General features: G+C 35.4%; 12 protein-coding genes, 2 pseudogenes and 1 other annotated feature. Of the genes and pseudogenes, 13 read left to right on the top strand and 1 reads right to left on the bottom strand.

The window, feature by feature from the left end:
• The 13 genes and pseudogenes from HLX49_RS15230 to HLX49_RS15170 all read left to right on the top strand — a co-directional run.
• The coding region (locus tag HLX49_RS15230) for a DALR anticodon-binding domain-containing protein (RefSeq protein ID WP_296362963.1) at positions 1 to 368 on the top strand (368 nt) is incomplete at its 5' end.
• Between the two features lie 502 nt (positions 369 to 870).
• Positions 871 to 2100, top strand: a complete 1230-nt coding sequence (gene arcA, locus HLX49_RS15225) for an arginine deiminase (RefSeq protein ID WP_077705994.1) — start codon at positions 871 to 873, stop codon at positions 2098 to 2100.
• A 102-nt stretch (positions 2101 to 2202) separates the two neighbouring features.
• Entirely contained in the window at positions 2203 to 3222 is a 1020-nt protein-coding gene (gene argF / locus HLX49_RS15220) for an ornithine carbamoyltransferase (protein WP_296362959.1), read from the top strand.
• A 32-nt stretch (positions 3223 to 3254) separates the two neighbouring features.
• Positions 3255 to 4682 carry an arginine-ornithine antiporter gene (gene arcD / locus HLX49_RS15215; protein ID WP_073008873.1) on the top strand — a complete coding sequence of 476 codons (1428 nt, stop codon included), beginning with the start codon at positions 3255 to 3257 and terminating at the stop codon, positions 4680 to 4682.
• 17 nt (positions 4683 to 4699) lie between these two features.
• The gene (arcC, locus tag HLX49_RS15210) at positions 4700 to 5644 is read left to right on the top strand and encodes a carbamate kinase (protein WP_296362956.1); all 945 of its coding nucleotides are present in this window, start codon (positions 4700 to 4702) and stop codon (positions 5642 to 5644) included.
• A 108-nt stretch (positions 5645 to 5752) separates the two neighbouring features.
• Entirely contained in the window at positions 5753 to 6223 is a 471-nt protein-coding gene (locus HLX49_RS15205; RefSeq protein WP_296362954.1) for an arginine repressor, read from the top strand.
• Between the two features lie 419 nt (positions 6224 to 6642).
• A complete protein-coding gene (locus HLX49_RS15200) occupies positions 6643 to 8556 on the top strand; it encodes a BglG family transcription antiterminator (RefSeq protein WP_077705990.1) in 1914 nt (637 codons plus the stop codon).
• A gap of 296 nt (positions 8557 to 8852) precedes the next feature.
• Complete coding sequence (locus HLX49_RS15195; protein ID WP_296362951.1) at positions 8853 to 10154, top strand: 6-phospho-beta-glucosidase; 1302 nt, start codon at positions 8853 to 8855, stop codon at positions 10152 to 10154.
• Between the two features lie 15 nt (positions 10155 to 10169).
• Entirely contained in the window at positions 10170 to 10490 is a 321-nt protein-coding gene (locus HLX49_RS15190; protein ID WP_077705988.1) for a PTS sugar transporter subunit IIB, read from the top strand.
• A gap of 20 nt (positions 10491 to 10510) precedes the next feature.
• A pseudogene (gene celB / locus HLX49_RS15185) lies at positions 10511 to 11784 on the top strand (PTS cellobiose transporter subunit IIC).
• Positions 11785 to 11794: 10 nt separating this feature from the next.
• Positions 11795 to 12553, top strand: coding sequence for a ChbG/HpnK family deacetylase (locus HLX49_RS15180; protein ID WP_296362949.1), 759 nt, complete (start codon positions 11795 to 11797; stop codon positions 12551 to 12553).
• Positions 12543 to 12896 (top strand): PTS lactose/cellobiose transporter subunit IIA, encoded by a 354-nt coding sequence (locus HLX49_RS15175; protein ID WP_296362948.1) that lies wholly within the window; start codon positions 12543 to 12545, stop codon positions 12894 to 12896. The genes HLX49_RS15180 and HLX49_RS15175 overlap by 11 nt, the downstream gene beginning before the upstream one ends.
• Before the next feature lie 154 nt (positions 12897 to 13050).
• Positions 13051 to 14784 carry an exo-beta-N-acetylmuramidase NamZ family protein gene (locus HLX49_RS15170; RefSeq protein ID WP_296362946.1) on the top strand — a complete coding sequence of 578 codons (1734 nt, stop codon included), beginning with the start codon at positions 13051 to 13053 and terminating at the stop codon, positions 14782 to 14784.
• A 174-nt stretch (positions 14785 to 14958) separates the two neighbouring features.
• Positions 14959 to 15222: a binding site (T-box leader), on the top strand.
• A 72-nt stretch (positions 15223 to 15294) separates the two neighbouring features.
• On the opposite strand, the pseudogene HLX49_RS17210 reads toward HLX49_RS15170, so the two are convergent.
• Positions 15295 to 15410 (bottom strand): annotated as a pseudogene (locus tag HLX49_RS17210) (IS30 family transposase); the annotation flags it as partial.

Genomic DNA, 15410 nt, shown 5'->3' with positions numbered 1-15410 from the left:
TTTATTATGTACAATATGCGCATGCACGAATTTGTACGTTATTAGATAAGGCAGAAACAAATGGTTATGCTTATGAAAAGTATGACAGTTCTTTATTAAAACAAACGAGTGAAATAAACTTGTTAAAGCTATTAGCTACATTTCCGCAACTGGTGTTGGATGCTGCGGAGAAACGAATTCCGCATAAAATAACCCAGTACGCATTTGATGTAGCATCTCAATTGCACAGTTTCTATAATGCAGAGAAAGTGTTAGATGAAAGTCAGTTAGAAGTAACGAAAGCAAGGCTAGCGTTGCTAGAAGCAGTTAAAATAACGCTTGATAATGCGCTTCGTATGGTTGGTGTACATGCACCAGAAAAAATGTAAAACGTTATATAAATAGAAGCCGAACAATCATAAGATAATTGTTCGGCTATTTGTATTGTGAAAATATGTATACTGCCATGAGCTGGCGATTGGATCGTTCGCGTCTGTTGAAATTCGCCCGTCCTTGCGTAGAACTATCTCCTGCTCTCCGAAAATCGCTCTCCCCCACAAACTCGCTCCTACTCGTCCAAAAAACGCTCGCCATAACACGGAATTCGCTCATGCCGGTTTAAAAGTAGTTCACCTCAAGCGAAAAATGCCATTTTAATTTCTTGAACTAAAAATATTTAACCTAACATGTATAGCTATTTCGTATTTGTTTAAACTATCTACAAGAAAAGCAGATGCAATCTCTGCCCAATCTAAAATAAGTTAACATTCATGGATCATTTAGTGATTTGCGAGTTAAGATCAAGTCCATGAAAAGCTTTGGAAAGGTGGCGACCAATCATTATTTCATTTAGGTCTTCATCCACTTTTTACAATATGAGGAGGTATGGAAGTGAAGCAACCATTACATGTTACGTCTGAAATTGGTGCACTACAAACGGTTTTGTTGCATCGACCTGGTAAAGAAGTTGAAAATTTAACCCCTGATTATTTAGAGCATTTGTTATTTGATGATATTCCTCATTTACCAATGATTCAAAAAGAGCATGATTATTTTGCTCAAACGTTACGAAATAGAGGTATTGAAGTACTTTATTTAACCAATTTAATGACAGAAGCGCTTCATACAGAAGAGTTAAGACAGCAATTTGTGAAGCAAATATTATTGGAATCGAATGTCCATGGTGGTAGTGCGCAAAAAATAGCTGATTATTTATTGTCGTTTGACACCGAAGAGATGGTAAAGAAAATTATGGCTGGTGTGAGAAAATCAGAAATTCCAGTGGAGAAAAGGAACCATCTATATGAATTGTTAGATAATCATTACCCATTTTATTTAGATCCAATGCCGAATCTTTATTTTACGAGAGATCCAGCGGCAACGATAGGTAATGGGTTAACGATTAATACCATGAGAGAAGTTGCAAGAAGGCGAGAATCGCTATTTATGAGTTATATCATTCATCATCATCCTAGGTATGCTGAGTTTGATATCCCTATTTGGTTGGATCGCGATTATCCGTGCCCCATAGAAGGTGGCGATGAGCTTGTTTTAAGCAAAGATACGATCGCCATTGGTATAAGTGCAAGAACGGCAGCAAAATCCATTGAGCAATTGGCTATAAATATTTTTAAACGCCAAAAGGAAATAAAGCGCGTTGTTGCTGTAGAAATTCCGAAGTCAAGAGCATTTATGCACTTAGATACCGTATTTACAATGGTTGATTTCGATAAATTTACCATCCACCCCGAGATTCAAAATAAAGATGGACAAATGGATATTTATATTTTGGAACAAGGGAAAGAAGAAGACACCGTAAAAATAACGCATAAAACGAATTTGTTGGAAACACTAAAAGAAGTACTGGGTCTAAAAGATGTTGCGTTAATCCCATGTGGAGGAGGAGACGTTATTGCTGCGCCGAGAGAGCAATGGAATGACGGTTCAAACACATTGGCAATTGCACCTGGTGTCGTTGTCACATATGACCGTAACTACGTGTCTAACAAATTGCTACGTGAACATGGCATTGAAGTTATTGAAGTCACTAGCTCTGAATTGTCGAGAGGTCGTGGTGGTCCGCGTTGTATGAGTATGCCGTTATCAAGAGAAGATTTATAAAGCTAAAAAGCATGCAATCGAGAAACTACTTGCATAGTGAAAAAATTAACAAAAGGTAATTACCATTTTTAACTATAAATTAATAACTTTAGGAGGATGAAAATGGCGACAAAGTTAACGGAACAATTAACTGGTAAACATTTTTTGACATTAAAAGATTTTACAGCGGATGAGATTCATTATTTGCTTGATTTAGCAGCTGATTTAAAAGCAAAGAAAAAATCTGGCACGCCACACCATTATATGAAAGGGCAAAATATTGCCCTATTATTTGAAAAACCTTCTACCAGAACACGCTGCGCCTTTACAGTAGCATGCATTGATTTAGGAGCACATCCAGAATATCTTGGGAAAAATGATATTCAATTTGGGAAGAAAGAATCTGTTCGTGATACAGCCATTGTATTAGGAAGAATGTTTGACGGTATTCAATTTCGCGGATTTGATCAGGAAACGGTAAATGGTTTAGCGGAAAATTCTGGCGTTCCTGTTTGGAATGGGTTAACAAATGAATTCCACCCTACACAAATTCTTGCCGACTTACTAACGATAAAAGAACATATTGGACATTTGAAAGGTGTTAAGTTCGTTTATGTTGGTGATGGTAGAAACAATATGGGAAACAGCTTATTAATCGGCTGTGCGAAGGTTGGTATGGATGTTCGCATTTGCTCTCCAGAGGTATTATTTCCGGATGAGGATGTAGTTCGTTACGCGGAAGAAGTGGCAAAAGATTCTGGAGCAAACATTACGATTACTTCCGATATTGATGAAGCCGTTTCTGGAGCTGAAGTGATTTATACTGACGTGTGGGTATCTATGGGAGAAGAAGATAAGTTTAAAGAGCGAATTGATTTACTTTATCCATATCAAGTAAATAAAGCAATGCTTGAGAAAACAGGTAATCAAGACAATGTCATGTTCCTCCATTGTTTACCGAGCTTTCACGATTTAGAGACAGAAGTAGGACGAGATATACACGAAAAGTTTGGTTTAAAGGAAATGGAAGTAACGGATGAAGTATTTCAAAGCAAAAATTCATTTGTCTTTGATGAAGCAGAGAACAGGCTGCATACGATTAAAGCCGTAATGGCTGCAACGAATGGAAATGAAACTAGCTAATCAACCCCTATTTATAAAGGGAGGTGTACAAAATGAGTGAAGATGAAAAAAAGCTAGGGCTAGTGGCGCTTATTGCGCTAGTTGTCGGTTCCATGGTTGGAGGAGGAGCATTCAACTTAGCTGGAGATATAGCACTTGGATCTAATTCCGGTGCAGCCATTATTGGCTGGATTATTACAGGCATTGGTATCGTAGCCCTTGCCTTTGTCTTTCAAAATTTAACTCAAAGGAAACCAGAATTAGATAGCGGTATTTATAGCTATGCAAAAGCTGGGTTTGGAACATTTTTAGGATTTAATAGTGCATGGGGTTATTGGCTATCGGCGTTTTTAGGGAATGTAGCTTATGCTACATTAGTTTTTTCATCAATTGGTTACTTTATCCCCATGTTCGAAGGCGGTCAAAATGTCGCTAGTATTATCGGTGCTTCCGTCGTTTTATGGTCCGTGCATTTTCTTGTTTTACGTGGTGTCAGTTCAGCTGCGCTTATTAATACAGTAGCAACGATTGCCAAAGTGATTCCTATATTTTTGTTTATTATTATAGCGATCATTGCGTTTAAATGGGATACATTTTCATTTGAGTTCTGGGGCAGTGAAGGTTTTAGTTGGGCCTCTGTTGGTGAACAAGTTAGAAGCATGATGTTAGTTACTTTATGGGTATTTATCGGTGTTGAAGGTGCTGTTGTAATGTCAGGTAGAGCAAGAAATCGCTCTGATGTTGGGAAAGCCACAGTAATTGGGTTAATTAGTGTGCTTTTAATTTACATTTTAATCTCTTTGTTATCGTTAGGGATTATGTCAAGAGAAGAATTAGCTAATTTACCAAATCCTGCAATGGCTTATGTGTTAGAAGAAATTGTTGGGAAATGGGGAGCTATTGTTATTAACCTTGGTCTAATCATCTCGGTTATGGGAGCTTGGCTTGGTTGGACGTTGTTCGCAGCGGAGTTACCTTATGTCACGGCAAAAGACAAAGTGTTTCCTAAATGGCTAGCAAAAGAGAATAAAAATCACGCCCCCGTCAATTCGTTATGGTTAACCAATGGGCTTATCCAACTATTTCTGATAACGCTTTTATTTTCTGAAGCAGCATATAATTTTATGTTCTCTTTGGCAACTTCAGCTATCCTTATTCCCTATATGTTATCGGCTTTTTACCAAGTAAAATTGACCATGACAGGTGAAGGATATGAAGTAGGAGAAAAACGTATCAAAGAGAAAGTGATTGGTTTTATTGCGAGCATTTATGCTTTGTGGCTCGTATATGCTGCTGGAATAAGCTACTTGCTTTTAACCATGTTGTTATATGCTCCAGGGATTATTCTTTATAAACGGGCGTTAAAAGAAAATGGCATTCAAAAGCAAGACACGAAGGTAGAAAAATCGCTAATGATTGCATTTGTTGTCTTAGCAGTAATTGCAATAGGTGGCTTAGTTACTGGCAGGATAACCATCTAACAGAAAGGAAGGATGAAATGGCGAATGAACGTATTGTGATTGCACTAGGCGGTAATGCGATTCAGTCTGGTAGTGCAACGGCTGAAGCACAGCAACAAGCGTTAAACCATACGGCAAAACAGTTAATAGAAATTATTAAACAAGGCTACCAAGTAGCTATTACACACGGTAATGGTCCTCAAGTAGGAAATATTTTATTACAACAAATTCAATCTCATAGTGAACAGACGCCTGCGATGCCTTTGGATACGTGTGGGGCAATGAGTCAAGGAATGATTGGTTATTGGTTGGAGAATGCACTTTATGGTCAGTTGCATGAAGCTGGGCTCAACAACCAAGTAGCTACGGTTGTAACTAGAGTAGAGGTTGATCCAGATGATAAAGCTTTTCAACAACCGACCAAACCAATTGGTCCGTTCTATTCGGAAAACGAAGCAAAAAAACAAATGGAAAAGAATGATATTACATTTAAGGAAGACGCTGGAAGAGGATGGAGAAGAGTAGTTCCTTCGCCTCAACCTTTGAGAATTTTAGAACATGAAGTCATTAAAGCTCTAATGGATAAGGAAACGATTGTGATTAGTACTGGTGGCGGTGGTATTCCAGTTTATTCAAAGAATGAGCAGATTATCGGTGTAGAAGCTGTGATAGATAAAGATTTTGCTTCCGAGAAATTAGGAGAGCTCATTCAAGCAGATAAGTTAGTAATTTTAACTGAAGTAGAACATGTATATGTAAATTATCAAAAACCGGAGCAAAAAGTGCTCGAACAAGTTACCACAACAGAATTACGAAGATATGCGGAAGAAGGTCAATTCGCTGCAGGTAGTATGTTGCCAAAAATAGAAGCTGCCATTACATTTGTTGAATCGAAACCTGGTAGAAAATGTATGATTACTTCGCTAAGTAAAGCTGCTGAAGCTGTAGGAGAAAATGCTGGAACAGTTATCCAAAATGAATAGTTGCGGTATTGTTGGCTTATTATCTAGGCTCTCGCTTCACGATGATTCAAAAATTTGAAGCGGGAGCACAGTATCTATAATAATCCCTTGTAAATGGGAGGTTGTTTGATGAATAAAAAAGAACGCCAAGAAAAAATTTGTGCACTTATACGAACCAACGAAGTGCGTACGCAAAAAGAATTACGTGAATTATTAAAGAATCAGGGGTATGATGTTACACCAGCAACCATTTCAAGAGATATGCAAGAAATACAAGTGAGGAAAGAGTATTCACCAAATGGTGTGGAGAGTTATCATTTACCCAGCAATGTAAAAGAAAAATCATCAACCATTCAAAAATTACAACAGTTTTTTTCGGAAGCGATTCAATCCATCGAAGTGTCGGGAATCTTTGTCATTATTAGAACAGATCCAGGCAATGCGAAAGCCATTGGATATATGATGGAATCGTTAGAATGGAAGCAGCTAGCAGGTGTCATTAGTGGTGATGACAATTGTTTATTACTATGCAAAACAGAATCTGAAGCAGAAAAAGTAAAAAAGAAGTGTTTGGAAATATGGGGGAAAGATAAAAATTAAACGGTTTTTAAATAGATAAATACTGGCTTCAATTATTAATTAGAAGATAAAAACTCTAACTACGTTTTAAAGATCACCCAAAAACGGTTGCGCATTACTTGATGCGCTTTTTGTATATCCTTATATCAGATGATTATTTTATTTTGTAAACCAAAAGACTGTGGAGATTAAGGAAATTAAAAATTGTTATAAAGTTTTACAAACAATAAATAATTGTATATAATAAAAGAAAATAGCAGGGGAGGAGTTGAAAAAATAATTAATGGATTGATATAGTTTCTTAGTATTAAAATGACTCTGTGAATTTTTGGGAGAAATCCCAATGATGCTATAGGGTTAATTTGCTGATGTTAAATATAGAAAAAACAATTGTTTATTTATATAATTTAAAGTCTGTATTATATAACTGAGGTGAGCTTATGAGATCTCGCCAGTTTGCAATTTTAAAATTGCTTGATAACGAAGAAGGTATGGTGGTGACGAGTGCTCAACTGGCTACGGAGGTTAATGTAAGTCCGAAGACAGTAAGAATGGAAATAAAACAATTGAATACGATTCTTAGAGACTACAATATGTATATTAAATCCTTACGCGGAAAAGGATATATTTTAAAAGGCAAGAATAAAGAAAAAATAACTAAATTGTTATCAAAATGTGTAAACGAATTTCGCACGGTGGTCCCCGTAGATTCAAGTGCCAGAGTAAATTATCTATTAGAAAAACTATTGTTTTGTACCGATTATATAAAAATAGAGGAGTTACTTGCAGAGTTATTCATTAGTAGATCTACTTTACAAGGTGATTTAAAAACGGTTCGAGAATTACTACAATTTTATGGGTTGTTTATTGAACATAAACCTAACTTTGGAATGAAAATAGTTGGCGATGAAACGTTCATCCGTTTTTGTTTGTCTGAATACATTTTTAATCAACATCCATTACTTCTAAAAGAGCAAATGGGGAATATTTTGTCGTTAGAAGAATTGAATATCATAAGGAATTCCATTCTCGAAAATATAAGAAAACATCATATCGCTATTTCCGATATTAGTTTACACAATTTGATCATTCACTTATCCATTGCATATAAGCGTTTGTTAGAACACAAGTCTGTTGAATTTGTAAAAGAAGAAATATATTCTTTATTTTATGAAAGAGAATATGAAGTAGCACAAAAGATAGTAGAGCAAATCGAAAGCGGATTAGGAATTAAATTTCCCAAAACAGAAGTTGCTTATTTAGCCATTCATTTAAAAGGAACAAAGCTGACTTCCACTGCTAATCATTTAGATTTTCAAAGTATAGTTGATAAGGAAATTTATTGTCTAGCAAAGGAGGTTATACAGGTCATTGATAATGAGTACGATTTAAAGTTAACAGATGATGAAGAACTGTTAAGAAATTTATGCTTACATCTTAAACCTGCTATTAGTCGTTTTCGCTATCAAATGAATATACGTAATCCAATGTTGGAGGAAATAAAAATGGAATACCCTCTTTCATTCGAAGCGGCATTAACAGGGGTTAGTGTAATAAATGAACGATTTAGTGTTCAGTTTAATGAAAGTGAAGTCGGCTATGTTGCTCTTCATATAGAGGCTGCATTAGAAAAGGCAAAACGCTCCTATATGGAACGGAAGCGTAGCTTAATTGTTTGCGCTACGGGTCTGGGAAGCTCGCAATTGCTTTTACATAAGTTGATAAATATTTTTGGGAAGAAACTTCATATTACTGGGACAATAGAACTATATAACTTAACACGTCTTAACCTTAAAGATTATGATTTTATTATTAGTACAATTCCAATTAAAAATAAACTACCAATACCAGTTATTCATATAAGTAATATTCTTGGTAATATAGATGTTTCTAAAATTGAGCGTATGTTAGATTGTTTGGATATAGACTTAAAAGAATTTATTTTTCCAGAGTTTACATTTTTACAATATGATTTTCAAATACCAGAATCAGTTATTAAATTTTTAACAAATAATTTAGTGCAGAAAGGAAAAGCAGACACAGATTATATACAATCTGTACTAGAAAGAGAAAGTTATGCACCAACTAGTTTTGGCAATATGGTAGCGATTCCTCATCCACTAAAACCAGGAACAAATGCCACCTTTCTCTCTATATTAACTTTATTACGTCCAATAAACTGGGGAGATAAGTTTGTTCAATTAGTCATATTACTTAATATAAATAAAAATAGGAAAGAAGATCTGCAACTCATGTTTCAATCTCTTGTTCATTTAATGAATGATAAACAAAAGGTCTTTCAGTTACTAAGATGCAAGACGTATTCGGAATTATTAGAAGTAATAGAAGAATAGAAAAAAGAGTGAAAGTATTTTAGTTAAACTTTTGCTCTTTTATTACACTATAGGAAATTATAAAAGTTTAAAGGTTTATAAACTACAGTGTTCGCCAAGCCTTATGGCGAACGCTGTAGTTTTTCTTATGTTTCTATAACATAACTTTATTTCTATTGGAAAAGGGAAATCCTTTCTATTTCGAAGTGATTTTTTACCTTTAATAGAGGTAAAAACCAACCTCGATATGTATGCGTTAACATACTATGATGAAAGTGGAATATTTAATTTAATCAAAGAAAGGATGATGATCTTTAATGGGTGGATTAAAAATAACGGTAATTGGAGGGGGTTCTTCCTATACGCCTGAATTGTTAGAGGGAATTATTAACAATCAAGAACTTTTACGAGTAGAGGAGCTTTGGTTAGTAGATATAGAAGAAGGAAAACAGAAGTTGTCCATTATAGAAGGGCTATCAAAGCGAATGATTCAAGCATCAGGATATTCAATTAAAATTGTTGCAACTTTCAATAGACAAGAGGCGATAAAAGGTGCAGATTACATTATTACCCAACTTAGAGTTGGACAGCTTAAAATGCGTCGTTATGATGAATACACCTCTATTAAACACGGAGTAATTGGTCAGGAAACAACCGGAGCAGGTGGCTATATGAAAGCATTACGTACCATACCAGTTATTTTAGATATTTGCAATGATATGGAACAACTTGCACCCAAAGCATGGTTATTGAATTTCACAAATCCTGCAGGAATTGTAACAGAGGCGGTCTTAAAATATAGCAATGTAAAAGTTATTGGTTTATGCAATAACCCGATAAATTATTATAAAAAATTTGCTGCTGCTTATAACGTTTCTATGAAGGATGTGAGCATCAATTTCACAGGTATAAATCATTTGCTTTGGCTGACTGATTTATATATTAGGGGCGAGTCAAGAATTAAAGATATATTTAATGGATGGTCAAATATTTATGAAGCAAAAAATATTCCTGACTTTGGCTGGGATCTTGATTTCTTAAGATCTTTAGATGCTATTCCATGTGGTTATCATAAATATTATTATCAGTCTGATCGGATTTTACAACAGCAATTAGAGGAGTTTAAACGAAATGAAACCCGTGCTGATCAAGTTCAGAAGATTGAGCGAGAACTATTTAAAATTTATCAAAATCCAAAACTAAGCAAAAAACCAAAAGTTTTAGAACAAAGAGGTGGTGCGTACTATTCGGAGGCAGCTGTAAATTTGATTAAATCGATTGAGTTGAATACAAAAGAAATGCATACATTGAATGTTCGTAATAATGGATCAATTTCTTGTTTACCTATCAATACTTGTATAGAAGTAAATTGTGTTGTGGAACGGCATCAGGTTACTCCATTGCAAGTAGGGCAAGTTTCTCCGCAAATCAGCGGACTTTTACAACATGTGAAAGCATATGAAGAACTCACTGTTGAAGCTGGTGTTAATGGGGATAAAGGTGTTGCTCATCAGGCATTGACGTTACACCCACTTATCCCTTCCGCTGAAAAGGCAAATGCTATTTTAAAAGAAATGTTTATGATAAATAAAAAGTTTTTACCGCAGTTTAAGATTTAAGGAGGGAAACGTACAGTGAAAATAACGTTGCTTTGCGCATTAGGGATGAGTACAAGCCTTTTGGTAGAAAGAATGAAAAAAGCAGCCAGTCGCAGAGAGTTGGATGTGAAAATAGAAGCACATTCGGTAGACGAGATAGATAGACAACTTAAAGATTCAGATGTCATGCTCTTAGGTCCACAAATTCGCTATAAAAAGAAGGAACTATTTAAAAAAGCAGAAAAGGAAAAGGTGCCAATTGCTATTATTGATATACGAGCATATGGAGCGACAGATGGTGAAAAAGTGCTAGAGCAAGCGCTTCATTTAAAGAATAATGATGAGGAGGGTGTATAGTGAATCGTTTTAATGAGTCTATGGAACGTTATTTTATGCCAGTTGCAGGGAAATTGGCTGAACAACGTCATTTAAAATCAGTAAGAGATGGAATTATAGCAACAATGCCGCTATTAATTATTGGAAGCGTTTTTCTGATTATTTCATCTCCACCAATTGAATCGTGGGCTGAATTTATGAAACCCTATGCACAAACGTTAAGTATTCCAGTAAATGCTACCTTTGGTTTGTTAGGTCTAATCGCAGTATTTTCAATTGCATATAGCCTTGCGAAAAGCTATGGAATGGATGAATTATCTGCTGGTGTACTAAGTGTGGCTACATTTTTTGTCGCTACCCCTCTTACTGAAGAAGGAAATATACCGTTAAACTTAATGGGAAGTGAAGGACTATTTATTGCCATTGTTTTAGCCATCTTCACAGTAGAAGTTTTCCGTTTTTTTGAAAACAAAAATATTGTTATTCGTATGCCTGAAGGGGTGCCACCGTCAGTATGGCGAGCATTTACAGCTCTTATTCCCGGAGCAATCATTATTTTTATAGTATGGGGAGTAGACTTATTGTTGCGTCACTTCTTCAATTTATCATTGCATGGAGTAGTCGCCGCTATTTTAAGGCAACCTTTAGAAGCTATGGGATCAAGTTTATGGGGAGCAATTATTGCAATAATCCTTATCCATTTACTGTGGTCTTTTGGAATTCATGGTATCTCCGTTGTAGCAAGTGTCATGGCTCCAATATGGTATAGTTTAACAGAGCAAAATGTTGCTGCACAACAGGCTGGCGAGGAACTTCCATATATAATTGGGCAACCATTTATGGCGATATGGTGGGCGGTCGGTGGTTCAGGCATGGCTTTAGCATTAACCATACTTTTTGTTTGGCGAGCTCGTTCGAGGCATTTGAAAGGATTGGGACGAGGCTCTATTTGGGCTAGTTTCTTTAATATAAGTGAACCGATAGTTTTTGGAGCTCCCATTGTAATGAATCCATTGTTATTTTTACCGTTCATATTGGCACCATTAACAGTAGGCATTATCACATATTTTTCGATGTCACTTGGATTTGTAGGAAAACCTTATGTAATTGTTCCATGGACGACACCACCTCCTTTTTCTGGAATATTGACAACAGGTGATTGGCGTGAACAGGTGATTGGCGTGGTGGTGTATTAATGATGATCAATATCATTGTAGCTATATGTATTTATTACCCGTTTTTCCGTTTGTACGATAAAAAACTATTAGAAGAAGAGCAAGCTAGTGAGTCAGTGGCTGCTACTACAGAAAGTTAGGAGTATTGTTATGGGGAACAATACAGTCAAACTCATTATTAATGCGGATGATTTTGGGCTTACGGCTGGTGTGACATATGGAATCCTATTTGCTCATCAATATGGTATCGTATCAAGTACAACTGTAATGGTTAATATGCCATTTGCCAAAGAGAGTTTAAAAGAAGCAAAAAAACATCCTAATTTGGGAATAGGTTTGCATCTCGTTTTTGATGCAGGTCGTCCCATCTTTTCTTCCCAAAGTAGTTTAACGAGTCATTCTGGATATTTTTTGAAAAAGGAAGGATTAATGCAATCTGCTAAAAGAAAGGATATAAAAAACGAGGTAGAGGCTCAGCTTGATTTAGCTCATAAATGGTATGGAAATGTAACGCATATAGATAGTCATCATCACCTGCACCATCATTTTCCATTGTTACTGGATGTCGTTTTAGAGACTGCAAAAAACTATAATATGCCGGTTAGATTGCTTCCTGACACAAAGATAGCGTATAAAATAGCGAGTCCAGATTATTTTTGTGGAGGTTTTTATGGGGAAGAAAACGTTTCAATTAATAATCTTAAAGATATTTTAACACGTTTAAAACCAGGGATTACAGAAATGATGTGCCACCCAGGATTTATAGATTCTGGTTTATATAAAATTAGCAGTTATAACAGGATGAGAATGAAAGAAGTGGCTGTCTTAACTAACAACAAGATGAAAGAATATATGCAAAAACAATCTATTGAATTGATTCATTATGGAGGAGTCGCGGATGGACGTTGAGAATGCATCAATGAATATTATTTTACATGCAAGCAATGCAAAACAACACTTGTATGAGGCATTAAATCATGCTCGGGAGGCTGAATTTAATGCCATTGAATCTTCAATGAAGCTTGTTCATACTGAATTATTGCAAGCGCATAAATTACAAACGAAACTAATTCAAGAAGATACAAAGGGAGAGCTTGAAAATATCCCTGTCTTATTAGTTCATGCTCAGGATCATTTAATGTCTGTAATATCAGAAAAGAGCTTAATAGAAGAATTAATAATACTTCATCGAAATCAAAATGAACAAAGTGAAAAAATCAACCATTTAATGAATAGGATGTATGGTAATTAGAGAATCAAAAAATAGAGTAAGATGTTTATGTAAGGAAATTAGCATACGAACGTAAAGTGGTATTTAGAGATAAAAGCAAAAAGTTTCATGAAGCGGTAAAAAATATTATTCTCTCCACATATAAATTAAAAAAAGCAATGAAGGGGAGTGGAAATTGATACCAGGTATTGAAGTTTTTTTAAATGAACATTTAGCATGGGTTGAGGATAAGCGGGTAGGATTAATTACAAATCATACAGGAGTTACAAGTGATTTAAAGCGTAGTATTGATTTATTATATAAACATCCAGAAGTATGTTTAACGGCGCTGTATAGTCCCGAACATGGTATTCGAGGTAATCGTGAAGCTGGTGAGTATGTGGAATCTTATGTGGATGAAAAAACTGGCTTACCTGTTTACAGTTTATATGGGTCGACTTGGAAGCCAAAAGAAGAAATGCTTGAGGATGTAGATGTTTTATTATTTGATATTCAGGATATCGGTTCCAATGTTTATACCTATATTTATACTCTTGGATTTGTTATGGAGGCCGCTGCAGAGTACGATAAACAAATAATTGTTTTAGACAGACCAAATCCAATTGGTGGTATGAAAGTGGAGGGGCCGTTGCGTTCAGAAGATGCAGTAAGTTTTATGGGGAGATTTTTACTCCCTGTAAGGCATGGGATGACGGTTGGGGAATTAGCTTTAATGTGGAACCATGAATACAGTATGGGAATAGATGTAAAAGTAGCTAAAGTCAAAGGTTGGAGAAGAAACGTGTATTTTTCTAATACGGAGCTACCTTGGGTTCTAACATCCCCAAATATTCCTACTGAAGAGACAGCTTATTTATATACTGGAACGGAGCTATTGGATGATACGTCACTGTCTACAGGGCTTGGTACTACAAAACCGTTTGAATTAGTAGGTGCTCCATGGATTGAAAGCGAAGCATTGGCAGAAGAAATGAACAAACGTAATCTTGCAGGTGTTAAGTTTCGCCCTGCTTATTTCACTCCAAAATTCGGAAAGTATAAAGGAGAATTAATTGGTGGAGTGCAAGTTCATATAAGTAATATTTCAGAAGTTGACTTGGTCTCCTTAGGGTTAAACTTAGTTGATGCAATGAGAGATCAAAACCCTGAAAAATTTAAAATGAATAAGAGTTATGTTCATTTAATTGGAGATACCGAAGTACCTAATAAGATTATGAATGACCATCCCGTCAGTGAAATTATTGACTCGTGGCAAGAAGATTTGAATAAGTGGGTAAAAAATGTTCGTAATAGGTATTTAATTTATCCTCCTTATCCAGATAAAGCCAAACCTTACAAGCCAAAAGGGGTGTTAGGGATTATGCCCTTGGATGTGGAAATGGTTCCAGGTCAAAATGTAGCATTAGCTTTAAAAGGTTATGATAAAAGCGGTAGAAAACTAGAGATTGATGCCAATTTAATTAATTGGACTGTTTCAGGAAATATCGGTTATGTAGAAAACGAGACATTTCATGCTGAAAAAGAAGGGGAAGGACAAATAACTGCAAAATATGGAAACAATACAGCTAATCGAAAGATAGTAGTATCCACACGGTATATAAACAATATAAGATACGGTATTCATTCCAACTATACAAGAGTCGTATTCGATTTAAATATGAGAATGAATGACTTTAAATTAGTTGAAGGGGAAAATATTTTAAAAATACAAATCCCTTATGCAAATATTTGTGGTGAGTTATTACAAGAAGGGGGGATCATTGAAATAAGCAATAGTCCTGTATTATCATCTATTGAATATTTGAAAAAAGATACAATGTTTCTTGCTAATTTTCATTTGCAAGAAAGAAAAGTATTTTATGAAACGCCTGATTTTGCATCTCGGTTAGTTGTTGATATAAAGCATTAAAGTGCAGCGTGCGAATGTTTCATTTTTTCAACTGTAGACGTTGTTTATTTAATAAAGTCTAAGTGAATACAGATCATGAGTTAATGTAAAAGCTAGTTGAGGGGATTATATTCTGTTTGTTATCGTTGACTTCTATACATCCTTGTGCAATACTAATGACTATCATTATTTAGAAGAAAAGCGATGAAGAGAAGAGTAGATCAAGTGAATTCTTATACAGAAAGCTTTGGTAGCTGAAAAGAAGCAAGGAATAATTGATTGAACATGGTCTCTGAGCTGCATATCTGAGCTCTTAAGTAAGGGTATGACGAGATTTGACACTCGTTATCCATGTCATTGTATAAGAACATGTCGTCTATTGTTCCGTACTAATGGAGGCTATTCATGTGAATGATTAGTGAATAAAGGTGGTAACACGAGTATAACCTCGTCCTTTGACAATATTTATTGTCTTGGGGCGGGGTTTTTGGCATTATAAGAAAGCATAAGATTTTTTAAAAATTTGATTTGTCAAATTAAGCGAGACAACATGCTTTTATCAAAATCCTGACCGACATAATCTATGAAACACTCCATTGGTGTTTTGTATTTCAATGATTTCCTTGGTATGTTATTCCGTCGGAGTG

The sequence above is a fragment of the Virgibacillus sp. genome (assembly GCF_013393565.1).
GTDB classification, from domain to species: Bacteria; Bacillota; Bacilli; order Bacillales; family Amphibacillaceae; genus Virgibacillus; species Virgibacillus dokdonensis.
The sequence above is the reverse complement of the archived record's forward strand: the minus strand, read 5'-3'. Positions and strand labels throughout refer to the sequence as shown.